This is a genomic window from Streptomyces sp. NPDC029044 (assembly GCF_040637495.1).
In the GTDB taxonomy this organism is placed as follows: domain Bacteria; phylum Actinomycetota; class Actinomycetes; order Streptomycetales; family Streptomycetaceae; genus Streptomyces.
Genome location: NZ_JBEZWN010000002.1, coordinates 158,109 through 179,818 on the forward strand (window position 1 = coordinate 158,109; position 21,710 = coordinate 179,818).

Consider the following 21,710-nt stretch of genomic DNA (forward strand, 5'->3'; position numbering starts at 1 on the left):
CGGCGGCGACGCCTACGCCTGGCGGTCCACGTACTCGTAGACCGAGCCGTCCGGATGCAGGGCGATCAGGTTGCGGCCCGCCGGTGAGGCGATCGGGCCCGCCACGATGTGCGCCCCCAATTCGGTCAGCACCTTGTGGGTCTCCTCGACGTCCGTCACGGCGATCGTCGCCGCGACCTTGCGCAGGACCTCCAGCTCGGCCGGGGGGCCGCTCATCAGCAGGAAGCAGCCGATCGCCGCCACCTGGACACCGCCCCGCTCGAAGCGCTGGGCTCTGCCGCCCGCCAGCCGCTCGTAGAAGGGGATCGCGGTCTCGAGGTCGTCGACGCAGACGCGCAGTGTGGCACCCAGAATCTCCATGCGGCGAAGCCTAGTTACGCGCAGGGGGGCGAGGGTACCCGGCCGGGTATGAAGCCGTTGGATCACCTGGAGCATCTGGACAAGCACCTGGTCGACGAGCTGGCACAGGTGGCACGCGAGACCGTACGGGACGAACTGCGCGAGCAGACGCGCAAACAGCGCCGCAAGGCCGCCCTGTACGCCGCGTCCGGCGCGCTCGCCCTGTACGCGGGCGCGGCCCTCGCGCTCGCCGTGGGGCTCGCCCTCGCCCTCGGCCTGCCCGACTGGGCCGCCGCACTGATCACGGCCGTGATCCTGGGCGCCCTGGCCTATGTGCTGCGCGGCATGGCGCGGCCGGCCCGGCCGGGCCCGGAGCACGCGGCCGGTCCGGCGCCGGGCGGGGACAGCGCCCGGCAGACCGCGGCCGGGGCGGTCGGCGGCATGCCGTACCCGCCCGTTCCGCCGGCCCCGCCCGCCGAAGCGGCCACGCCGGGCCCCGTCCCGCCGCGGCCGCGGCAGGACCCGGACCTACCCCATCGCGGGGCGTGATGCCGGGTGCGCGCGACAGGAACATCGCACCGGCGCGGCCGTGTGGTCGTGGTGACCGGAGCCAGCGGCGGCGTCGGACGGGCCACGGTCCGGGCCTTCGCCGCCCGCGGGGACAAGGTCGCTCTGCTCGCCCGCGGACGTGAGGGACTTGCCGCCGCGGCGGACGAGGTGGAGCGCGCCGGCGGCGAGGCGCTCGTCGTCGGCGTGGACGTCTCCGACGCCAAGGCCGTCGACGACGCCGCCCAGCAGGTCGTCGACGTCTACGGCCACATCGACGTCTGGGTCAACAACGCCTTCACCGGAGTGTTCGCGCCGTTCACGGACGTCGCCCCGGAGGAGTTCCGCCGCGTCACCGAAGTGACGTACCTGGGCTATGTGTTCGGCACCCGGGCCGCCCTGCGCCACATGCTGCCGCGCGACCGCGGCACCATCGTGCAGGTCGGCTCCGCGCTCGCCTACCGGGGCATCCCGCTCCAGTCGGCGTACTGCGGGGCCAAGCACGCGATCCAGGGGTTCAACGAGTCGCTGCGCTGTGAGCTGCTGCACGCGCGCAGCGGGGTGCGGACGACGATGGTGCAGCTGCCCGGCCTCAACACCCCGCAGTTCGACTGGGTACTGAACCGCATGCCGGGGCGGGCCCGGCCCGTCGCGCCCGTCTACCAGCCGGAGGTCGCGGCCCGGGCCATCGTGCACGCGTCGTCGCACGCGCGGCGCCGGGAGTACTGGGTGGGCGGCTCCACGGCCGCCACGCTCCTCGCCAACGCGGTCGTCCCGGGGCTGCTGGAGCGGTACCTGGCCCGCACGAACGTCGACGCGCAGCAGGATCAGGGCCGTCCCGAGGGCCCGGCGAACCTGTGGTCACCGGCGGACGGTCCGCACGGCCGGGACTTCGGCGCGCACGGGCGCTTCGACGACGAGTCCACCGGCAGCAGCCCGCAGCAGTGGCTGTCACGGAACCGCGGGTGGATGGGCGCGCTCCTCACCGCCGGGGCCGCCGCCCTGGCAGCGCGCAAACTGACCGCGCCCGCCGCCCGCGGCTGACCGGTCGCCGAGCGCTTCGCGGGCCGCGCCCGCCTGCGGCGGGCTGTCGGTCATGCGCGTGGCGCGGGTGTCTTTCGCGGCGTGGCGGCAGCCTCGCGGGTCGCCCGCGCTCGCCGTGGGTGACCGGACGTCGAGCGCTTCGTGGTGCGTTCCGCGTCCGTCTGTGGCGGGCTGTCGGTCATGCGCTTTGCGCGGGTGTCTTTCGCGGCGAGGAGGCAGCCTCGCGAGTTGCCTGCGCTCGCCGTGGGTGAGCGGCCGTTGAGCGCTTCGTGGTGCGTTCCGCGTCCGTCTGTGGCGGGCTGTTGGTCATGCGCGTGGCGTGGGTGTCTTTCGCGGTGTGGCGGCAGCCCGCGCCCGCTCGCGGTCGGCCGTCGATTGAGCGCTCCGCGCCGTGGAGGCAGCCTCGCAGACCGCCCGCGCCCGCCTGCGGGCTGGCCGGCCGCTACGCGCCCCTCCCGCCTGCGGGTTGGCCGGCCGCTATGCGCTCTGCGCGGTGTCCTCGGTGGCGGCGCCGTCGAGGAAGCGCAGCAGCACGGCCGCCTCCGTCCGCAGCCGTTCGGCGCGGTCCGCGTGTGCGGGGGCGGTCAAGTGCGCCGCCGCCTGAAGCCGTTCGGCGGCCTCGGCCCGCACGACGTCCACCACCTCTTCCTCGCTGAGCTCGCGCCGGGCCGCCTCGGTGGCACCGGCACCGACCGGTGAGGCCTCCAGAGCGGCGGCACGCGGCGCGCTGTGGTCCAAGGGCACCGCCTCGGCGTTGTCCAGCGCCGCCAGGGTGGCGCGCAGGGCACTCACCGCGGCCTTGTCACGGGCCCGCATCGCTTCCGGCAGGGCCTCACGCATACGAAGACGTACAGACATGCCCGCGACTGTAGGCGGCCCGCCACCGGGTCGCCTACGGATTTCCCGGGGCGGGCGTCAGGCGGCCTGCTGGAGCTGCGGCAGCACCTTCGTGCGGTAGAAGTCGAAGAAGCCGCGCAGGTCGGGCCCGATCTGGTTCACGTAGACCCGGTCGAAACCCGCGTCGGCGAACTGCCTCAGCTCCGCCACGTGCTCGTCCACGTCGTCGCCGCACACCCGGTTCGCGCGCACCATGTCCTCGGTGACGAGCTGCTGCGCCTGCTCGAAGTGCTTGGGGGAGGGCAGCACCTGGCCGAGCTCGCCCGGCAGTTGCTCGTTCGCCCAGAGCCGGTGGACGGTCCGGACGGCTTCGTCCCTGTCGGTGTCGTAGCAGACCTTGGTGCCGCCGCTGACGAGCTTTCCGCCGCCTCCGCCCTTGCGGTACTGCTCCACCATCGCCTCGTCCGGCATGACCGTGATGTAGCCGTCGCCCACGCGGGAGGCGAGCTGCGTCGCGGCGGGGCCGAAGCCGGAGATGTCGATCGGGATCGGCTCGTCCGGGACCGTGTACAGGCGGGCGTTCTCGACCGTGTAGTGCGGGCCGTGGTGGTTGACCTCCTCGCCGGTGAACAGGCGGCGCATCACCTGGATGGCCTCCTCCAGCATGTCCAGACGCACGTGCGCCGGCGGCCAGTGGTCGCCCAGGATGTGTTCGTTGAGCGCCTCGCCGGAGCCGACGCCGAGCCGGAAGCGGTTGTCCGTCATCACCGCGCTGGTTGCAGCGGCCTGCGCCACCACCGCCGGGTGCATCCGCACGGTCGGGCAGGTCACCGCCGTCTCGACCGGCAGGGACACCGCCTCCGACAGCGCGCCGATCACCGACCACACGAACGGGCTCTGGCCCTGCTCGTCGTTCCAGGGGTGGTAGTGGTCCGAGATCCACAGCGCCTGGAACCCGGCCTGCTCGGCCATCCGCGCCTGCTCGATCAGCTCGGCGGGTCCGTACTGCTCGCACGAGAGGAAGTAACCGTACTCGGGCATGGGGGAGTGCCTCCGCGACATCGGCGGTCCGTATCCCGCACCGGGTTACCCGCGCGCAGGGCCGGAAACCGGCGGCGTAAGGGCCGGTGGGCCCCGGTCGACGTTTGGGTGCCCAGGCCAGGGGGACGCGGAAGGCTCCCGAGCCACGCGACAGCGCCGGAGGCGAGCGACCGTGAGTCGACCCCGCATCCTGATCGTCGGTGCCGGCTTCGCCGGGTACCGCACGGCCCGCACCCTGTCCCGGGTCACCCGGGGCCGGGCCCACATCACCCTGCTCAACCCGACCGACTACTTCCTGTACCTGCCCCTGCTGCCCCAGGTCGCCGCCGGCATCCTGGAGCCGCGCCGGGTCACGGTCTCCCTCTCGGACTCGCTGCCGGACGTCCGGCTGGTGCTGGGGGAGGCCGAGCGGATCGACCTCGACGACCGCACCCTGCGCTACACCGGCCCGGAGGGCGAGGAGGGCTCGCTCTCCTACGACCGGCTGGTGCTGGCCGCGGGCAGCGTCAACAAGCTGCTGCCCATCCCCGGGGTCGCCGAGCACGCGCACGGCTTCCGGGGCCTGCCCGAGGCGCTGTACCTGCGCGATCACGTGACCCGGCAGGTGGAGCTCGCGGCTGCCTCCGACGACCCGCAGGCGTGCGCCGCGCGCTGCACCTTCGTGGTCGTCGGTGCCGGGTACACGGGCACGGAGGTCGCCGCGCACGGGCAGATGTTCACCGACGCTCAGGTCCGCAAGCACCCGCTGCGGCGGGGCATGCGGCCGCGCTGGATGCTGCTGGACGTGGCGCCGCGCGTGCTGCCCGAGATGGACGAGAAGCTCTCCGCCACCGCCGACCGGGTCCTGCGGCAGCGGGGCGTCGACGTGCGGATGGGGACCTCCGTGAAGGAGGCCACGCACGAGGGGGTCGTGCTGACCGACGGCGAGTCCGTCGAGACCCGGACGCTGGTGTGGTGCGTGGGCGTACGTCCCGACCCGCTGGTCGAGTCCCTCGGGCTGCCGATGGAGAAGGGGCGGCTGCTCGTCGACCCGCACCTTCGGGTGCCGGGCCGGCCGGAGCTCTTCGCGTGCGGTGACGTGGCCGCCGTACCCGATCTGGAGAACCCCGGGAGCTATACGCCGATGACCGCGCAGCACGCCTGGCGGCACGGCAAGATCGCGGCGGAGAACGTGGCCGCGTCGCTGGGCTTGGGCGGCTCGCGCAAGCCCTACCGCCACCGCGACCTCGGCTTCGTCGTCGACCTGGGCGGGGCGAAGGCCGCCGCCAACCCGCTCGGCGTGACCATGTCCGGCGTACCGGCGGGCGCGGTGACGCGTGGCTACCACCTCGCCGCGATGCCCGGGAACCGGGTCCGGGTCGCGGCCGACTGGCTGCTGGACGCGGTGCTGCCGCGCCAGGCCGTGCAGTTGGGGCTCGTACGGTCCTGGTCGGTGCCGCTGGACACGTCGTCGCCCGAGGTGGCCCGCGTGGCGGGCGGGCCCGGGCGGCGGCAGGGGGCTGACGCCCGCTCCGGGCCGGGGGCGGCGCTCGCGGCCGACACGGACGGGTCCCCCGATGAGCCCGCGAAGGGGCAGCCCGGATCCGGGACGACGCAGGTGCGACCCGGATCCGGGTCCGCGCAGCCGCGGTCCGAGCCCGAGACGGCGAAGGGCCGCCCGCTCGCGGGCCCGCCCGGCTCCGGGCACGGCCAGTTGCGATCGGAGTCGGAGACGGCGAAGGGCCGTCCGGCCGCGGCGACCACGGCGACCGAGGAGACCGCCGACGGGCCGGCGAGGAACCGATCCGGTGGTGAGCCGACCGAGAAGCAGCCCGCCGGTGAGCCCTCGGGGAACCCGACAGGTGGCGAATCCGCCAAGAACCAGCCGGGTGGCGAGCCGGCGAAGAACCAGCCCGGTGGCGAGCCCGCCAAGAACCAGCCGGGCGGCGAACCCGCGAGGAACCAGCCCGGCGGTGAGCCCGCGAAGAACCAGCCGGGTGGCGAGCCGGCGAGGAATCAGCCCGGTGGTGAGCCGGCGAGGAATGAGCCCGGTGGCGAGCCCGCCAAGAACCAGCCGGGCGGCGAACCCGCGAGGAACCAGCCCGGCGGTGAGCCCGCGAAAAACCAGCCCGGTGGCGAGCCCGCCAAGAATCAGCCTGCCCCAGCGCCCTCGCCCCGTTCGCCCGGCCCGGACCACCCCGCCCCCGGCCCCGTCAAACGAACCGACGTCCCGGACGACGACTCCGCGAAAGGAGACTCATGAACACCGGTGAACTCACCGACCTCGGACAGCAGCTGCGGGTGGACAGTGTCCGCGCCGCCGCGGCGGCGGGATCCGGGCACCCGACGTCCTCGATGTCCGCCGCCGACCTGGTGGCCGTGCTGCTCGCCAACCACCTCCACTACGACTTCGACCGCCCGGCCCACCCCGGCAACGACCGCTTCGTCCTGTCCAAGGGCCATGCCTCCCCGCTGCTGTACTCCGCGTACAAGGCGGCCGGCGCCATCGACGACGAGGAACTGCTGACCTTCCGCAAGCTCGGCAGCCGCCTCGAAGGGCACCCCACCCCGCAGCGCCTGCCGTGGGTCGAGACGGCCACCGGCTCGCTCGGGCAGGGCCTGCCCGTCGGGGTCGGCATCGCGCTGGCCGGCAAGCGGCTCGACCGCACCGGCTACCGCACCTGGGTGCTGTGCGGCGACAGCGAGCTGGCCGAGGGGTCCGTGTGGGAGGCCGCCGAGCACGCCGGGTACGAGCACCTGGACAACCTCACCGTGATCGTCGACGTCAACCGGCTCGGCCAGCGCGGCCCCACCCGGCACGGCCACGACCTGGACGCCTACGCCCGCCGCTTCCAGGCCTTCGACTGGCACACCATCGAGGTCGACGGCCACGACGTGGACGCGATCGACCGCGCCTACGGCGAGGCCGCGTCCACCAAGGGCCAGCCCACCGCGATCCTCGCCCGCACCCTCAAGGGCAAGGGCGTCGAGGGCGTACAGGACCGCGAGGGCCTGCACGGCAAGCCGCTGCCGGAGGCCGAGGAGGCCATCGCCGCACTCGGCGGCCCCCGCGACATCCGCGTCCGGGTGCAGGAGCCGCCCGCCGCCCGCATGCTGCACTCCGTCCACACCGGGGACTTCGACCTCCCGAGGTGGGACAAGGGCGAGGAGGTCGCCACCCGCAACGCCTTCGGTGAGGCGCTCACCGCCCTCGGCACCGGCCGAGGCGACATCGTCGCCCTGGACGGCGAGGTCGGCGACTCCACCCGCGCCGAGTTCTTCGCCAAGGAGCACCCCGACCGCTACTTCGAGTGCTACATCGCCGAGCAGCAGCTCGTCGCCTCGGCGGTCGGGCTCGCGTCCCGCGGCTGGGTGCCGTACGCCGCCACCTTCGCGGCCTTCCTGACCCGGGCGTACGACTTCATCAGGATGGCGTCGATCAGCGGCTCCGGCATCAACCTCGTCGGCTCGCACGCGGGCGTCGCCATCGGCCAGGACGGGCCCAGCCAGATGGGTCTTGAGGACCTGGCGATGATGCGGGCGGTGCACGGCTCGACCGTGCTGTATCCGTGCGACGCCAACCAGACCGCCCGGCTCGTCGGCGCGATGGCCGGCCTGGAGGGCGTGCGCTACCTGCGCACCTCGCGCGGCGAGAGCCCGGTGATCTACGCCCCCGACGAGGAGTTCCCGGTCGGCGGCAGCAAGGTGCTGCGCTCCTCCGGCGAGGACCGGCTGACCCTCGTCGCGGCGGGCGTCACCGTGCACGAGGCGCTGGCCGCCGCCGAGGCGCTGGAGCAGGAGGGCATCGCGGTGCGGGTGATCGACCTGTACTCCGTGAAGCCCGTCGACCGGGCCACCCTGCGCCGGGCCGCCGAGGAGACCGGCTGCCTGGTGACCGTGGAGGACCACCACCCCGAGGGCGGCATCGGGGACGCGGTCCTCGACGCCTTCACCGACGGGAGCCCCGTACCGCGCCTGGTCCGGCTCGGCGTACGGAGCATGCCGGGCTCGGCGTCCCCGGAGGAGCAGCTGCGCGCTGCGGGCATCGACGCGGAGTCCGTCGCGGCGGCCGGACGGCTGCTGGTCGAGGAGGCGGTCGTGCGGTGAGCGGCGGCGACGGCACGCGCCGCGTGCGGGCGGGCCGCCGCACGGTGGAGGTGCACCGGCCGGACAAGGTGCTCTTCCCCGGCGGCGGCGACGCCAAGGAGTACACCAAGGGAGACCTGGTCGACTACCACCGGGCCGTCGCGCCCTTCATGCTGCCGCACCTGCGCGGCCGGCCGCTGATGCTGGAGCGGCACCCCGACGGCATCGACGGCCCGACGTTCATGCAGAAGAACACCCCGGACCACTACCCGGAGTGGATTTCCCGCGTCGAGGTGGCCAAGGAGGGCGGGACCGTCCGCCACACGGTCTGCGACGACACCGCGACCCTGCTCTACCTGGCCGACCAGGCGAGCATCACCCTGCACCGCTGGCTGTCCCGCGCCGACGGCGTCGACCACCCCGACCGGCTGGTCTTCGACCTGGACCCGGCGGGGGACGACTTCGAGGCCGTGCGCGAGGCCGCCCGGCTGCTCGGGGAGCTGCTGGACGAGCTCGACCTGCCCTCGGCGCTGATGACCACCGGCTCGCGCGGGCTGCACGTGATCGTGCCGCTGAACGGCCGGCACGACTTCGACGAGGTGCGGGCCTTCTCCCGGGACGTCGCCGACACCCTCGCCGACGCCCACCCCGACCGGCTCACCACCGCCGCCCGAAAGAAGGAGCGCGGCGAGCGGCTCTACCTCGACATCCAGCGCAACGCCTACGCCCAGACCGCCGTCGCGCCCTACACGGTCCGGCCCCGCCCGGGCGCGCCGGTGGCCACCCCCGTCACCTGGGACCAGCTGGACGACCCGGAGCTGCACGCCCGCCGCTGGACCGTCGCCGACGCCGTCGAGCAGGCCCGGACCAACCCCTGGTCAGGCCTGCTGAACCGGGGCAGGGCGCTGGGTCCGGCCCGGCGGCGGCTGAACGCCCTGCGCGGCTGAGGCACCCCCGCCTCCGGCCGGACGGGTGGCAGATGCATGCGCCTGTAGAGGTTTGGCGAACACGCTTGCGGCCACACGGAGGGGGAGGTGGCCATGTCGAACACAAAAAACACGCAAGAGTCACAGGATTCACAGGAGTCACGGAACTCCCGGAACACGAGCAAAGCGAACGACAACCAGTCGGCCAAGAGCCGGCCGAGCCCGATGGAGGTGCTGCGCCAGGCGCGCGGCCAGCTCGCGGAGCTCACCGGCATGGAAGCCGAGTCCGTGTCGTCCTTCGAGCAGACGGAGGAGGGCTGGGCGCTGGAGGTCGAGGTCCTCGAACTCGAGCGCGTGCCCGACACGATGAGCCTGATGGCGAGCTACCAGGTGGAGCTCGACGCAGAGGGGCAGCTCACGGGTTACCGGCGCGTCCGCCGCTACGAACGCGGTCGTTCCGACGCGCGCAGGCCCGGCGGCCGCTAGGCCGCCCGACCGGACCAGCACCCACACACGAGGAGGAACACCCGGCATGACTGTCGTACCGGCACAGCAGACCGGCGGCGGAGGCGGCAGCAGCGGTCTCTACGACGTGCTCGAACTCGTCCTGGACAGGGGGCTCGTCATCGACGCATTCGTGCGCGTCTCCCTGGTCGGCATTGAGATCCTCAAGATCGACGTACGCGTCGTCGTCGCCAGCGTCGACACCTATCTGCGCTTCGCCGAGGCGTGCAACCGGCTCGACCTGGAGGCCGGGCCGCGCAAGGACCCGGGCCTGCCCGACCTGGTCGGGGAGATCACCGAGTCCGGTGCCCGCGGCAAGTCGAAGGGGGCGCTGTCCGGCGCCGCCGAGACCATTTCCGACGCCTTCAAGCAGGCCCGGAGCGAGGGTGAGACCGAGTCGCGTCCGCGGGCCCGCAAGAGCACGTCGTCCCGCCGTAAGGAGGAGCAGGAGTGAGCACCTACGTCTACGGCATCGCGGCGAGTTCGCACCCCGCCCTGCCCGAGGGCATGGGCGGCGTCGGAGACCCGCCCCGCGAGGTGCGCATTCTGCGCGAGGGTGACCTGGCTGCCGTCGTCAGTGAGGCACCGGAAGGGCTGCGGCCCAAGCGCAAGGACCTGCTCGCGCACCAGAACGTGCTCAGCGAGGCCGGAGCGGCCGGCTGCGTGCTGCCCATGCGGTTCGGCAGCGTCGCCCCGGACGACACCTCCATCACCGGGGTGCTCGCCGAGCGCGCCGAGCACTACAAGGAGCGGCTGCGGGCCCTGGACAACCGGGTCGAGTACAACGTCAAGGCCAACCACGTCGAAGAGGCCGTCCTGCACCAGGTGATGGCCGAGAGCCCCGACATCCGCGGGCTCGCGGAGGCCAACCGGCAGGCGGGTGGCGGAAGTTACGACGACAAGATCCGGCTCGGCGAGCTGGTCGCGGCCGCGGTCAAGGCCAAGGAGGCCGACGACGGCGCCGCGGTGCAGCGCGCGCTGGAAGCGTCCGCCGACGACGTGAGCGTGGGCCCCGAGTCCACGGGCTGGCTGGCCAACGTGTCGTTCCTGGTGGACCGGGACGCGGCCGAGTCCTTCCTGGCCGCGGTCGAGCAGCTGCGCAAGGACATGCCGCACCTGGAGGTGCGGGTCAACGGACCGCTGCCGCCGTACAGCTTCGTCGAGCCCGGCCCGGCCGAGCCCGCGGGCACCGTGGCGAGTGGCACGGACACCGGAGCGGGGTGACGACGTGGGCCTGATCTCGGAGGTGCTGCTGCTGCCGTTCGCACCGGTACGCGGCAGCGCCTGGGCCGTCAGACAGGTACTCCAGGAAGCCGAGCGGATCTACTACGACCCCGCGACGATCCGGGCCGAACTGGCCCGCCTGGAAGAGCAGCTGGAGGCCGGGGAGATCACGGAGGAGGAGTTCGACCGCCTTGAGGACGACCTCCTCGACCGGCTGGAGACCGCTTCGCGCGGGAGCGCGGGAACAGGCAACGGGACTACACAATGAACCGAATGGGACTGGGCCTCGCGGTGGGGGCCGGATATCTCCTGGGACGCACCAAAAAGCTGAAGATGGCAGTGGCCGTCGGCGGCCTGGTCGCCGGGAAGAAACTGAACCTGAGCCCGCGTATGGTCGCGGAGCTGTTGCAGCAGCAGCTGCGGAACAACCCGCAGTTCAAGGAGATCGGGGACCAGCTGCGTGAGGATCTGCGCGGTGTCGGCAAGGCGGCCTCCGGTGCCATGGTCGAGCGTCAGCTCGACGCCCTGTCCGACCGGCTGCACGGCCGTACCGCCCAGGTGCGCGACCAGCTGACGGGCGTGGTGCCCGGCGGGCGCGAGGACGACGACGCGTACGAGGACGAGGAACCCGAGGACGACGAGCCGCGGGACGAGGAGTCCCGTGACGACGAGTCCGAGGACTCCGCGCACCAGGGGGACGAGGACGAGCCGCCGGCGGCGAAGAAGGCCCCGGCCAAGAGGCCCTCCGCGAAGAAGACGGCCCAGAAGACCGCCAGGAAGGCCCCCGCCAAGAAGGCCGCCAAGAAGGCGCCCGCGAAGAAGACGGCGGCGAAGAAGACCACGGCCGCCAAGAAGGCGACCTCCGGGAGCAGGGGCGGCAGCGCCCGGTCCCGGCTGCCGAAGGGAGGCGGTGAGGGATGAGCGACACACTCGGTTCGGCGAAGTCCGCCGCCAACGGAGCGGCGAAGAACCCGCTCACCGACCTGGCCCACAGCGAGGCCGCCGACCGGCTCAAGGCCGAGTTGCAGGAGTACCTCGCCGCCCAGGCCACCCGCATGCTGACCGGCGTCGGCCGCAAGCTCGGCGAGACCACCGGCAAGCTGAACGACATCGCCGAGGGCAACAGCCCCGGCTTCGCCAAGCTCGCCCTCGACGGCGGTCGCAAGATCGCCGAGGGCAAGGGACCGTTGCGCTCCGCCGTGGAGCTGGGCGGCTCGCGCATCAAGGACAAGGTCACCGGCGCCTTCAAGAACCTGGGCGGCGGCGGCAAGGGCAAGAAGGGCAAGGGCCGTTCCGGCAACAAGCCCACCGTCATCATCGAGCACATCGACGTCGGCGTGCCGCTGCGCACGGCGTACGACCAGTGGACGAAGTACCAGGACTTCAGCACCTTCGCCAAGGGCGTCAAGAGCGCGAGCCGCGACGACGACACGCACTCCGACTGGCAGGCGAAGATCTGGTGGTCCAATCGCAGCTGGAAGGCGAAGACCACCGAGCAGGTTCCCGACGACCGCATCGCCTGGACCTCCGAGGGCGCCAAGGGCACCACGAAGGGCGTCGTCTCCTTCCACCGGCTCACCGACAACCTGACCCGCGTCCTGCTGGTCATCGAGTACTACCCCTCCGGCTTCTTCGAGAAGACCGGCAACATCTGGCGCGCCCAGGGCCGCCGGGCCCGGCTCGACCTCAAGAACTTCGTCCGCTTCATCACGATCAAGGGCGAGGCGGAGGACGGCTGGCGCGGTGAGATCCGCGACGGCGAGGTGGTCCGTAGTCACGACGACGCCGTCGCCGAAGAGGAGTCGGAGCAGGAGTCCGAGCAGGAGTCCGAGGAAGACCGCCCCGAGGGCGAGGAGGCCGAGGACGAGTACGACGAGGACGAGCCGGAAGAGGAGGGCGAGGAGGAGCCCGAGGGCGAGTACGAGGACGACTCCGAGGCCGAGTACGACGAGGAGGACGGGGAAGAGCCCGAGGAGGAGGAAGAGCCCGAGGGCGAGTACGAGGACGAGGAATACGAGGACGAGGATGAGGAAGTCGAGGCAGGGAGCCGGCGATGACGACGCCCAGCAGGATGCCCGAGCCCTACGGTCAGGGAAGCGGTGCCAATCTCGCCGACATCCTTGAACGGGTCCTGGACAAGGGCATCGTCATTGCGGGCGACATCCGGATCAACCTGCTCGACATCGAACTCCTCACGATCAAACTGCGTCTGATCGTCGCCTCCGTCGACAAGGCGAAGGAGATGGGCATCGACTGGTGGGAGACCGACCCGGCCCTGAGCTCACGGGCCCGCCGTGACGAACTGACCCGTGAGAACGCCGAGTTGCGCGAGAGGCTGGCCCGGCTGGAGGAACTGGAGCCCGGCCGCGCGGAGAAGAAGGAGGCACCGTGACCGGACTGCGGTACGTCTACGCCGTCTGCCGCCCCTTCGGCACGCCGCTCCAGTCCCAGTTGACGGGGGTGGCGGGTGATCCGCCCAGAGCGCTGACTCACCACGGCCTGGTGGCCGTGGTGAGCCACGTGCCGGAGCGGGACTTCGCCGAGGAGCCGCTCCGGCGCCATCTGGAGGACCTGGACTGGCTCACCGAGACCGCCCGGGCCCACCAGGGCGTGATCGACGCGCTCACCACGGTCACGTCCCCGCTGCCACTGCGGCTCGGCACCGTCTTCCACGACGACAGCGGCGTACGGATGATGATCGAGGCCCGCGAGGAGGACTTCCTGCGCACCCTCGACCGTCTGGAGGGCCGCGTCGAGTGGGGCGTCAAGGTGTACGCCGAGTCCGAACCGCAGGAGAGCGCCCGGCCCGCGCAGAAGCCCGCGTCGGGCCGGGACTACCTGCGCCAGCGGCGTGTGCAGACCAGGTCCCACGAGGAAATGTGGCAGAAGGCCGAGGCATTCTCGACCCGACTGCACGAGGAGCTTTCCGCATTCGCGGAGGATTCCCGGATGCATCCCCCGCAGAATCCCGCGCTCTCCAAGGCGACCGGGCGGAACGTACTGAACGCCGCCTATCTCGTGCCCCGCGCGAATTCCGAGGAATTCGTGGAACTGGTGGACCGCACGAAGGGTGAGGTGCCGGGAATGCGCATCGAGCTCACCGGTCCCTGGGCGGCCTATTCGTTCGCCGGGGAGACCACATGACCGACCGGGAGAATCCGTGACCGTAGTGGAACGCCGTGAGGTCGCCCTCGTGGACCTGCTCGACCGGCTGCTCGCCGGCGGCGTCGTGATCACGGGGGACATCACCCTGCGCATCGCCGACGTCGACCTGGTCCGCATCGACCTCAACGCGCTCATCAGCTCGGTGAACGCCCAGGTGCCCTCACCGTTCGAGGAGTTGCTGTGACCGCCCGTGAGAACCCCAGGCCGCGATCCAACCGGATGGATCTGGAGCCCGACACGGTCGAGCGCGACCTGGTCAAACTCGTGCTGACGGTGGTGGAACTGCTGCGCCAACTCATGGAGCGCCAGGCGCTGCGCCGGTTCGACGTGGGGGATCTGAGCGAGGAGCAGGAGGAGCGGATCGGGCTCACGCTCATGCTGCTCGACGAGCGGATGACGGAACTGCGCGACCGCTACGGACTGCGGCCCGAGGACCTGAACCTGGACCTCGGGCCGCTCGGACCGCTGCTTCCGCGGGACTGACGCACACGCGTTTCCCCGGGCCCTGACCCAGGCCCGGGGAACATGTGCGTCCTACCACCTGTACCAACGGCCCCTGCCGCCCGCTGCCGACGTGCCGCGGACGAAGAATCCCAGCAGCCACAGGACGAGAACCGCGAGAGCGATCCACCAGAGAATCTTCACTGCGAATCCGGCGCCGAACAGAACCAAAGCCAGAAGCAGTACCAGCAGGATGGGAACCATAATTCGAACCTCCTGCTTTGAGGGTGTCCCGGAATTGGTGTTTCAGGCTTCCTTGCGGCAGAGAACTTCTCCGTGCAGCACGCTGAACCACCCGTCGTCCCGCGCGCCCCACTCCCGCCAGGCCGCGGCCGCGCGGCGCAGCCCCGCCCCGTCGGTGTGTCCGCCCTCGACGGCCCGGTCCGCGTACGTCGAGGCCAGGGTGCGGTCGGCCCACAGCCCGCTCCACCAGGCCCGCTCCTGCGGCGTGGCGAAGGTCCAGGTGCCGGAGGTCGCCGTGATGTCGGTGAAGCCGGCCCGCAGCGCCCAGGCCTTCAGCCGTCGCCCGGCGTCCGGCTCGCCGCCGTTGGCCCGGGCCACCCGGCGGTAGAGGTCCAGCCAGGCGTCCAGACCCTCTGACGCCGGGTACCAGGTCATGGCCTCGTAGTCTGCGTCCCGTACGGCGACGAGACCGCCCGGCCTGACGACGCGCCTCATCTCGCGCAGCGCCCGCACCGGGTCGCCCACGTGCTGGAGCACCTGGTGGGCGTGGACGACGCAGAACGTGTCGTCCTGGTAGTCCAGGGCGTGCACGTCGGCGACCGCGAAGTCCACGTTGGCCAGCCCCCGTCCGGCCGCCGTGGCGCGTGCCTGTCCGAGGATCTCCGGCACCCGGTCGACGCCGGTGACCTGCCCGTCGGGCACGAGTTCGGCGAGATCGGCGGTGATCGTGCCCGGCCCGCAGCCGATGTCCAGGATCTTCATGTGGGGCTTGAGCGAAGGCAGCAGGTACGCCGCCGAATTGGCGGCGGTGCGCCAGGTGTGCGAGCGCAGGACGGACTCGTGGTGCCCATGGGTGTAGACGGCGGTCTCGCGGGGTTCCGGCATGGCGGATCCCACCCCTTCCGGTCGGGTCGGCAGGAGATCACCGTACGCAGGTATGCCGCATATTGAGACCCGCATCCTGAAATATGGACTGACGGTGCATCAGCAACCGGTGACGTCATGCCGGGCGGGTACCCGGAGGGGGTGGACACACCAACGGCCCCGGGGCAGGCTCATGGCTGATCATCAACACCGAAACAGGGGGAACCGATCGATGAGCGGCCACGTGACGGCGGTCAGCAGCAACGGGGAGTACTCGTTCACCAAGCCGAACCGGGACAGCATCACGCTGCTCACCGGCCTCGGCGTCGAGGGGGACGTGCACGCCGGCGTGACGGTCAAGCACCGCTCGCGCGTCGCGCAGGACCCCACCCAGCCGAACCTGCGGCAGGTCCACCTCATGCACGAGGAGCTCTTCGCCGAGGTCGGCGAGGCGGGCTTCGAGGTGGCCCCCGGCGAGCTCGGCGAGAACATCACCACCCGGGGCATCGACCTGCTGGCGCTGCCGGCCGGCACCCTGCTGCGCATCGGCGACAGCGCCGTCCTGGAGGTCACCGGGCTGCGCAACCCCTGCCTCCAGATCGACCTCTTCCAGGGCGGGCTGCTGAAGCAGGTCGTCGGACGTGACGAGGCGGGAAACATCGTGCGCAAGGCCGGGATCATGAGCGTGGTGCGCGAGGGCGGCGTGGTACGCCCCGGCGACACGATCGAGGCGGAACTCCCCAGCGGACCGCACCGGCCGCTGGAGAAGGTCTGACCGGCACCGCGTCACCCGAAACCCGTTTGCCCCCGGCCCCCGCGCCCCCACACAATCGCGCCCATGGGACACCTCGAAGCCGCGCACCTGGAGTACTACCTGCCCGACGGAAGGGCGCTGCTGGGTGATGTCTCGTTCCGGGTGGGGGAGGGGGCCGTGGTGGCCCTCGTGGGTCCCAACGGCGCCGGGAAGACCACCCTGCTGCGCATGCTCGCCGGTGAGCTCAAGCCGCACGGCGGGTCCGTGGTCGTCGGTGGCGGACTCGGGGTCATGCGGCAGTTCGTCGGGTCCGTGCGCGACGAGACGACCGTGCGCGACCTGCTCGTGTCCGTAGCGACGCCCCGCATCCGCGAGGCCGCGAAGGCCGTCGACGAGGCCGAGCACGCCATCATGACCGTCGACGACGAGGCCGCCCAGCTGAAGTACGCCCAGGCCCTCGCCGACTGGGCCGAGGCCCGCGGCTACGAGGCCGAGACACTGTGGGACATGTGCACCACGGCGGCGCTCGGGGTGCCGTACGACAAGGCGCAGTTCCGGGAGGTCCGCACCCTCTCCGGCGGCGAGCAGAAGCGGCTCGTCCTGGAGGCGCTGCTGCGCGGCACCGACGAGGTGCTGCTCCTCGACGAGCCCGACAACTACCTCGACGTCCCCGGCAAGCGGTGGCTGGAGGAACGGCTGAAGGAGACCCGCAAGACGGTTCTGTTCGTCTCCCACGACCGCGAACTCCTCGCCCGCGCGGCCCAGCGCATCATCTCCCTGGAGCCCGGTCCCGCCGGTGCCGACGCCTGGGTGCACGGCGGCGGTTTCGCCACCTTCCACGACGCCCGGCGCGAGCGCTTCGCCCGCTTCGAGGAGCTGCGCAGGCGGTGGGACGAGAAGCACGCGCAGCTGAAGAAGCTGGTACTGACGCTACGTCAGGCCGCTGCGGTGAGCCATGAGTTGGCCTCGCGCTACGCGGCCGCGCAGACCCGTCTGCGCAAGTTCGAGGAGGCCGGCCCGCCCCCGGAGCCGCCGCGCGAGCAGGACATCAGGATGCGGATCAAGGGCGGCCGTACCGGCGTCCGTGCCGTCACCTGCGCGAACCTGGAGCTCACCGGCCTGATGAAGCCCTTCGACCTGGAGGTCTTCTACGGCGAACGCGTCGCCGTCCTCGGCTCCAACGGCTCCGGCAAGTCGCACTTCCTGCGCCTGCTCGCCGGCGACGACGTGGCGCACACGGGCGACTGGAAACTGGGCGCCCGGGTCGTGCCCGGCCACTTCGCGCAGACACACGCGCATCCGGAGCTGGAGGGCCGCACACTCCTGGACATCCTGTGGAAGGAGCACGCCCAGGACCGCGGCGCCGCATCCTCGCGGCTGCGCCGCTACGAACTCACCCAGCAGGCGGAGCAGACGTTCGAGCGTCTCTCCGGGGGCCAGCAGGCCCGCTTCCAGATCCTCCTGCTGGAGCTTCAGGGCGTGACCGCGCTGCTGCTGGACGAGCCGACCGACAACCTCGACCTGGAGTCCGCCGAGGCCCTCCAGGAAGGCCTGGAGGCCTTCGACGGCACGGTCCTCGCGGTCACCCACGACCGCTGGTTCGCCCGCTCCTTCGACCGCTTCCTGGTCTTCGGCAGCGACGGCCGGGTCCGGGAGACCCCGGACCCGGTCTGGGACGAACGCCGCGTGGAACGGGCGCGCTGAACGGGCCCGCTGGGGCGCGCCGCCTCAGGGGCGCGGGGAACTGCGCGACCGGCCACCGTGTGCCCGCACGCGCGAGGTGTGCGGCACTCCCGCGGCGGGGCGCGGTACCCGGTCACTTGCAAGCGCCGGGGGGCCGCGCCCTCAGGGGCGCGGGGAACTGCGCGACCGGCCACAACGTAGCCGCACACGCGATGCGTGAAGCACCGCCAAGGAGGCCGGGCGCACAGCCCCGCTCACTTCCAGCGCAGCAGCGCTCCGAGGCCCCCCACGGGCACCTCCCGCTCGGACACCGACAGCGCGGGCGCGTCCGTGGCCACCGCGGAACGGATCAGCGCGTCGTCCGCCCGGGCCGGCCACGAGTGCTGCTCGCCCAGGACCTTCAGGTCCGTGCGGCGCACCGCGAGCTGGTCGGGATCCTCCCCGATCCACACCTCGCGGTGCGCGTCGGGCCCGTCCACCCTGATCAACAGCTCGTCGATGCGGTGCTCCCGCGCCGCCTCGACCAGCGCGGGCACGCCCTCGGCGGCCCCGGTCCGGCCCTCGTCGTCAGGGGTGCGGGCGGCGCGGAACCGCTCCAGCTCCGCCTCGGCCTGCCGGGCCACGTGCTCGGCCCGGGCCCGCTCCACGTCCTCGTCGAGCAGCCGGCTGCCGGTGCCGTGCGGCGCCTCGACGACCAGAGCGTGCAGCCGCTTGGGCAGCCGCTCGTGCACGGACCGCCGCTCCCGGTCGTCGCCGACGAGAATCAGCAGGTCGGCCTTGGTCTCCTCCTGGCACACGGCGAGCGCGTCGGCGATCTCCGCGGCGTTGTGCTCCCAGGTGTTCTCCACCCGCAGTTGGAAGTGCCGCTCGGACCAGTCGGCGGAACTCGTCCGGTGCACGGGCCACTGCCGCCCGCTGACGCTCCCCGCGTCCTCCCGGCCCAGCGCGTTGCGCAGCTCGAAGTCCGCGCCCTTGCGGTCGACGTACGCCACCACGCACACCGGGTCCTCGCCGGCCAGCTCCAGCAGGGGCGCGACCCGCGGCAGCGGCGCCCATTCGGCCCAGTCGCCGCCCTGCGGGGGACGGACGAGCGGCGGGTCGAGGACGACCTCGCCGGCGCGGGCGAACAGGGCCCGGCCGTGCGGCTCGGACGAGTGCCGCAGATCCTCGATCGCGCCCCGCACGGCCTGGCACGTCGCCTCGTCCGCTCCCTGCTCGGCCAGCGCACCGGCCATCGCCTGGGCCGTCAGCTCCCGCTCGTGGGGAGTGCCCTCCGTGTGCCGAGAGGTGTCGACGTACACGGAGGCCCAGGGCCCGGGGTGTTCGTACAGTGGGTGCAGAAAGGCGAGATCCATGGTTCCTCCCGGATGCCGCTCGGGGGCAGTGCTCAGTTGCTCCGGGGGCGGGTACCCGGACCGCAGAGACGAACACGACGAGCGGGGCGACACGATGACCGGAGTGGATCCTGACCGGCTGGACGACCAGCAGCTGATGAAAGAGCTGGAGACCATCCACCGCACGCGCCACGACACGCTGCTCTACGGCTCGAACGACGCGCTGCGCGCCCACAACGAGCGGATGGCGCAGCTGGAGGGCGAGTACCTGCGCCGCAACCCGCGCCGCCCGGTGGCCGCGGGCCGCACACGCGAAGGGGCCCGGGAGCGGGGGAGCGGGGAGTCGGAAACCCCCGGCAGCCCCGGCACCTGAGCCCCTCGAAGGACGCGGACCGGCACGGCGCGGCGCGCGCCACGCTCGGCGCGGGCCACCGGACCGTCAGGCGGCCTCCTGCGCGAAGACCTCCAGGAAGGTCTCGCAGAACGCCTTCAGATCGTCCGGCTTGCGGCTGGTGACCAGCTTGTTCGCCCCGTGGTCACAGACCTTGACCTGCTTGTCGACCCAGGTGCCGCCCGCGTTGCGGATGTCGGTCTGTAGGCTCGGCCAGGACGTCAGCTCCCGGCCGCGCACGACGTCCGCCTCGACCAGCGTCCACGGCGCGTGGCAGATCGCCGCGACCGGGCGGCCGTGCTCGAAGAAGTCCCGGACGAACGCCACGGCCTTGTCGTCCATCCGCAGGAAGTCCGGATTGGCGACGCCGCCGGGCAGCACGAGAGCGCCGAAGGAGTCCGGCGCGGAGTCGCCCACCACCTCGTCCACGGGGAACGTGTCCGCCTTGTCGAGGTGGTTGAAGGCCTGGATCTCGCCCTGCTGCGTCGACACCAGCACGGGCTCGTGACCCGCGTCCTTCGCGGCCTGCCACGGATCGGTCAGCTCGACCTGCTCGACGCCCTCGGGCGCGACCAGAAACGCGATACGCATGATGTTCTACGTCCTTCCCGCTCTTCCTCGTTCTGAGCTGTTCTGCGTGCTGGGCTCTTGTTCGTCGCGGCAGCCGGCTTTCACGCCCGCGCGGGCCGCTCCGCCCGCTCCGTGCTCACCCGCCGCCCCGGGCATCGGGCTCGGCGCGGCTGATGTCGGCGAGTGCCGACGCGGGGTCCTCGGCCTCGGCCACGTCGCCGAGGCTCACGATCCCCACCGGCAGTCCGTTCTCCACCACGGGCAGCCGGCGCACCGCGTGCTCGCGCATCAGCGTCACCGCCGTCGCCACGCGGTCGTCCGGCGTCACCGTCACCGGATTCGGGGTGCACGCCGTCCGCGCGCTCACCGTCATCGGGTCGACGCCGTCGGCGACGGCCCGTACCGTGATGTCACGGTCGGTGAGCACACCGATCACGTCCTGCCCCTCGGCCACCACCACGTCGCCGATGTTCTGGGTGCGCATCAGCTGCGCCGCCTCGACGAGCGAGGCGTCCGGGCGCACGGCGACCACACCCGCTGTCATCACGTCCTTGACGTACTGGGCCATCACGGGAGCCTTCCCTCCGTTCCCAGGCCGGCGGGGGCGCCGCGGCAGCCCACGGCGCCCCCGGCACGGTCCTACGCGTACTCCTCCGGCCCGGTCTCACGGGCCCGGATCAGGGCCTGGGCCAGCTCCTGGACATTGCCGTAGCGCTCCTGGCGCGGCAGCCCTTCCAGGGCCTCGACCAAGGTGTCGGGCGCCTGGTGGCCGCGCAGCTCGCGGGCCAGGTCGCGCGCGCTCGCGGGGAACGCCCTGCGGCCCAGGATCCGGGCCAGTTCCAGCCGGACCGACTCCAGGGACGTCGGCGCACGGCTCGGCGTCACCGGCCCGCGGGCGACCTCGGGGTCGTCCTCGGCGGCCGGCTCCGGGTCGTGCCACTCCTCACTGCGCGTGGGGTGCCCTGACCTGAGCAGACCCTGCAGTTCGTGCTTCATCTCGTCGTCCCGGTGGACGCTCAGCCGGTCGCTGCCTCGCTGCATGTCTCCCTCCAGACGTTCGGGGGCCCGCACCGCGTACCCGTACACCGGACCGCGACACAGGTTCCGTGCGGCCGATCGCCGCCGTCCGCACTGGTTTGCGCCATGTTCTGCGGGAGACCCGGATCACACCCCCCACACCTCTCTGGGGAAGGACCCGTCATGGCGATGCTCGCTGTGCTCATCCCGCTGCTCATGCTCGGAGTGGTGCTGGTGCTGGGACGTTACGAGGAGTTGCTGCTGCCGCAGGAGGACGCCGGCCGGCCCGAACCGGCCGGTGTGCCCCCCGCCGCCGTCACTTCTTCTCCCGCCCCGGCGGGAACTCCCGCACCTTCGCCCTGAAGCCCCGCTCGACCATCGATCCCCGGTCCGTGTCGCCCTTCAGGACCGAGGCGGCGGTCGTCTCCATGGGGTCCCAGGTGGCCTGCGGCGGCTCCGTGCGCCCGGCCCCGACGTCGCGGCGCACACCCCGGGACGAACCGCTCAACTCGGCGTAGCCCACCGCCTGGAACGCCGACATCTCCTCGCGCCGCGACCGGACGAACCGCGGCTCGTCCCCCGGGTTTGCGGGAGGGGGCCGGGGGCAGGCGCCCCTCAGTGCTTCGGACAGGAGGCACGCCCGTGGGAGCGGCGTCGCGCGCCGCCACCGAGGCCCTGTCCCACAGCGGATGCACTTCCACGGTGACCGTCCGACCCCAAGC

29 protein-coding genes are annotated in these 21,710 nt (G+C 72.3%); 19 read left to right on the plus strand and 10 right to left on the minus strand.

Annotated elements, in window-relative coordinates; all coding sequences use genetic code 11:
• Positions 1–12: 12 nt before the first annotated feature.
• On the minus strand, positions 13–360 hold the full coding sequence (locus tag AB0E85_RS02660; RefSeq protein ID WP_184907755.1) for a VOC family protein: 348 nt from the start codon (positions 358–360) through the stop codon (positions 13–15).
• Positions 361–408: 48 nt separating this feature from the next.
• Between AB0E85_RS02660 and AB0E85_RS02665 the strand changes: the two genes are divergently transcribed.
• Together AB0E85_RS02665 and AB0E85_RS02670 are read left to right on the plus strand one after the other, a co-directional pair.
• On the plus strand, positions 409–888 hold the full coding sequence (locus tag AB0E85_RS02665) for a phage holin family protein (RefSeq protein WP_361921692.1): 480 nt from the start codon (positions 409–411) through the stop codon (positions 886–888).
• A gap of 6 nt (positions 889–894) precedes the next feature.
• The gene (locus AB0E85_RS02670) at positions 895–1,929 is read left to right on the plus strand and encodes an SDR family oxidoreductase (protein WP_361921694.1); all 1,035 of its coding nucleotides are present in this window, start codon (positions 895–897) and stop codon (positions 1,927–1,929) included.
• 477 nt (positions 1,930–2,406) lie between these two features.
• Here AB0E85_RS02670 and AB0E85_RS02675 read toward each other — a convergent pair whose 3' ends face one another.
• Positions 2,407–2,745, minus strand: a complete 339-nt coding sequence (locus tag AB0E85_RS02675) for a hypothetical protein (RefSeq protein ID WP_361921938.1) — start codon at positions 2,743–2,745, stop codon at positions 2,407–2,409.
• A 99-nt stretch (positions 2,746–2,844) separates the two neighbouring features.
• Positions 2,845–3,807: an LLM class F420-dependent oxidoreductase gene (locus tag AB0E85_RS02680; protein WP_361921696.1), complete on the minus strand. Its 963-nt coding sequence runs from the start codon at positions 3,805–3,807 to the stop codon at positions 2,845–2,847.
• Between the two features lie 172 nt (positions 3,808–3,979).
• Here AB0E85_RS02680 and AB0E85_RS02685 point away from each other — a divergent pair, with 172 nt between their 5' ends.
• The 13 genes from AB0E85_RS02685 (at position 3,980) to AB0E85_RS02745 (ending at position 14,174) form a co-directional block, all read left to right on the plus strand.
• Positions 3,980–6,049 (plus strand): FAD-dependent oxidoreductase, encoded by a 2,070-nt coding sequence (locus AB0E85_RS02685; protein ID WP_361921698.1) that lies wholly within the window; start codon positions 3,980–3,982, stop codon positions 6,047–6,049.
• On the plus strand, positions 6,046–7,893 hold the full coding sequence (locus AB0E85_RS02690) for a transketolase (RefSeq protein ID WP_361921700.1): 1,848 nt from the start codon (positions 6,046–6,048) through the stop codon (positions 7,891–7,893). The genes AB0E85_RS02685 and AB0E85_RS02690 overlap by 4 nt, the downstream gene beginning before the upstream one ends.
• A complete protein-coding gene (gene ligD, locus AB0E85_RS02695) occupies positions 7,890–8,819 on the plus strand; it encodes a non-homologous end-joining DNA ligase (RefSeq protein WP_361921702.1) in 930 nt (309 codons plus the stop codon). The genes AB0E85_RS02690 and ligD overlap by 4 nt, the downstream gene beginning before the upstream one ends.
• 93 nt (positions 8,820–8,912) lie before the next feature.
• Positions 8,913–9,284, plus strand: a complete 372-nt coding sequence (locus tag AB0E85_RS02700; RefSeq protein ID WP_361921704.1) for a gas vesicle protein — start codon at positions 8,913–8,915, stop codon at positions 9,282–9,284.
• 46 nt (positions 9,285–9,330) lie between these two features.
• The gene (locus AB0E85_RS02705) at positions 9,331–9,756 is read left to right on the plus strand and encodes a gas vesicle structural protein GvpA (protein WP_161361846.1); all 426 of its coding nucleotides are present in this window, start codon (positions 9,331–9,333) and stop codon (positions 9,754–9,756) included.
• On the plus strand, positions 9,753–10,526 hold the full coding sequence (locus AB0E85_RS02710; RefSeq protein ID WP_361921706.1) for a GvpL/GvpF family gas vesicle protein: 774 nt from the start codon (positions 9,753–9,755) through the stop codon (positions 10,524–10,526). Before AB0E85_RS02705 ends, AB0E85_RS02710 begins: the two co-directional genes overlap by 4 nt.
• A gap of 4 nt (positions 10,527–10,530) precedes the next feature.
• Positions 10,531–10,794, plus strand: a complete 264-nt coding sequence (locus AB0E85_RS02715) for a gas vesicle protein GvpG (protein WP_361921708.1) — start codon at positions 10,531–10,533, stop codon at positions 10,792–10,794.
• Entirely contained in the window at positions 10,791–11,447 is a 657-nt protein-coding gene (locus tag AB0E85_RS02720; protein ID WP_361921710.1) for a DNA primase, read from the plus strand. The genes AB0E85_RS02715 and AB0E85_RS02720 overlap by 4 nt, the downstream gene beginning before the upstream one ends.
• Positions 11,444–12,583, plus strand: a complete 1,140-nt coding sequence (locus AB0E85_RS02725) for an SRPBCC family protein (RefSeq protein WP_361921712.1) — start codon at positions 11,444–11,446, stop codon at positions 12,581–12,583. The genes AB0E85_RS02720 and AB0E85_RS02725 overlap by 4 nt, the downstream gene beginning before the upstream one ends.
• On the plus strand, positions 12,580–12,918 hold the full coding sequence (locus tag AB0E85_RS02730; protein ID WP_031108661.1) for a gas vesicle protein: 339 nt from the start codon (positions 12,580–12,582) through the stop codon (positions 12,916–12,918). The genes AB0E85_RS02725 and AB0E85_RS02730 overlap by 4 nt, the downstream gene beginning before the upstream one ends.
• On the plus strand, positions 12,915–13,670 hold the full coding sequence (locus AB0E85_RS02735; RefSeq protein WP_361921714.1) for a GvpL/GvpF family gas vesicle protein: 756 nt from the start codon (positions 12,915–12,917) through the stop codon (positions 13,668–13,670). Before AB0E85_RS02730 ends, AB0E85_RS02735 begins: the two co-directional genes overlap by 4 nt.
• 16 nt (positions 13,671–13,686) lie before the next feature.
• Entirely contained in the window at positions 13,687–13,875 is a 189-nt protein-coding gene (locus AB0E85_RS02740) for a gas vesicle protein (RefSeq protein ID WP_003994122.1), read from the plus strand.
• 35 nt (positions 13,876–13,910) lie between these two features.
• Positions 13,911–14,174 (plus strand): gas vesicle protein K, encoded by a 264-nt coding sequence (locus tag AB0E85_RS02745; RefSeq protein WP_030843810.1) that lies wholly within the window; start codon positions 13,911–13,913, stop codon positions 14,172–14,174.
• Between the two features lie 51 nt (positions 14,175–14,225).
• Here AB0E85_RS02745 and AB0E85_RS02750 read toward each other — a convergent pair whose 3' ends face one another.
• Entirely contained in the window at positions 14,226–14,396 is a 171-nt protein-coding gene (locus AB0E85_RS02750; RefSeq protein WP_031136400.1) for a hypothetical protein, read from the minus strand.
• Between the two features lie 42 nt (positions 14,397–14,438).
• Positions 14,439–15,260, minus strand: coding sequence for a class I SAM-dependent methyltransferase (locus tag AB0E85_RS02755; protein WP_361921717.1), 822 nt, complete (start codon positions 15,258–15,260; stop codon positions 14,439–14,441).
• A gap of 211 nt (positions 15,261–15,471) precedes the next feature.
• On the opposite strand from AB0E85_RS02755, the gene AB0E85_RS02760 reads away from it, so the two are divergent.
• Both AB0E85_RS02760 and AB0E85_RS02765 read left to right on the plus strand, forming a co-directional pair.
• On the plus strand, positions 15,472–16,014 hold the full coding sequence (locus AB0E85_RS02760) for an MOSC domain-containing protein (RefSeq protein WP_361921719.1): 543 nt from the start codon (positions 15,472–15,474) through the stop codon (positions 16,012–16,014).
• A gap of 63 nt (positions 16,015–16,077) precedes the next feature.
• Entirely contained in the window at positions 16,078–17,697 is a 1,620-nt protein-coding gene (locus AB0E85_RS02765; protein ID WP_361921721.1) for an ATP-binding cassette domain-containing protein, read from the plus strand.
• A 233-nt stretch (positions 17,698–17,930) separates the two neighbouring features.
• Here the strand turns inward: AB0E85_RS02765 and AB0E85_RS02770 are convergent, their stop codons facing one another.
• Positions 17,931–19,031: a Vms1/Ankzf1 family peptidyl-tRNA hydrolase gene (locus AB0E85_RS02770; protein WP_107453809.1), complete on the minus strand. Its 1,101-nt coding sequence runs from the start codon at positions 19,029–19,031 to the stop codon at positions 17,931–17,933.
• Between the two features lie 94 nt (positions 19,032–19,125).
• On the opposite strand from AB0E85_RS02770, the gene AB0E85_RS02775 reads away from it, so the two are divergent.
• Positions 19,126–19,383, plus strand: a complete 258-nt coding sequence (locus tag AB0E85_RS02775) for a DUF6158 family protein (RefSeq protein ID WP_361921723.1) — start codon at positions 19,126–19,128, stop codon at positions 19,381–19,383.
• 66 nt (positions 19,384–19,449) lie between these two features.
• Here AB0E85_RS02775 and AB0E85_RS02780 read toward each other — a convergent pair whose 3' ends face one another.
• The 3 genes from AB0E85_RS02780 to AB0E85_RS02790 all read right to left on the minus strand — a co-directional run bounded on the left by AB0E85_RS02780 (position 19,450) and on the right by AB0E85_RS02790 (position 21,012).
• On the minus strand, positions 19,450–19,992 hold the full coding sequence (locus AB0E85_RS02780) for a type 1 glutamine amidotransferase domain-containing protein (RefSeq protein WP_361921725.1): 543 nt from the start codon (positions 19,990–19,992) through the stop codon (positions 19,450–19,452).
• 115 nt (positions 19,993–20,107) lie between these two features.
• On the minus strand, positions 20,108–20,539 hold the full coding sequence (locus AB0E85_RS02785) for a CBS domain-containing protein (protein WP_361921727.1): 432 nt from the start codon (positions 20,537–20,539) through the stop codon (positions 20,108–20,110).
• Positions 20,540–20,610: 71 nt separating this feature from the next.
• Positions 20,611–21,012, minus strand: a complete 402-nt coding sequence (locus AB0E85_RS02790) for a DUF2795 domain-containing protein (protein WP_361921729.1) — start codon at positions 21,010–21,012, stop codon at positions 20,611–20,613.
• A 159-nt stretch (positions 21,013–21,171) separates the two neighbouring features.
• Between AB0E85_RS02790 and AB0E85_RS02795 the strand changes: the two genes are divergently transcribed.
• Entirely contained in the window at positions 21,172–21,351 is a 180-nt protein-coding gene (locus AB0E85_RS02795; protein WP_361921731.1) for a hypothetical protein, read from the plus strand.
• Here the strand turns inward: AB0E85_RS02795 and AB0E85_RS02800 are convergent.
• The gene (locus AB0E85_RS02800; RefSeq protein WP_361921949.1) at positions 21,305–21,529 is read right to left on the minus strand and encodes a hypothetical protein; all 225 of its coding nucleotides are present in this window, start codon (positions 21,527–21,529) and stop codon (positions 21,305–21,307) included. The genes AB0E85_RS02795 and AB0E85_RS02800 overlap by 47 nt on opposite strands.
• Between the last annotated feature and the right edge of the window lie 181 nt (positions 21,530–21,710).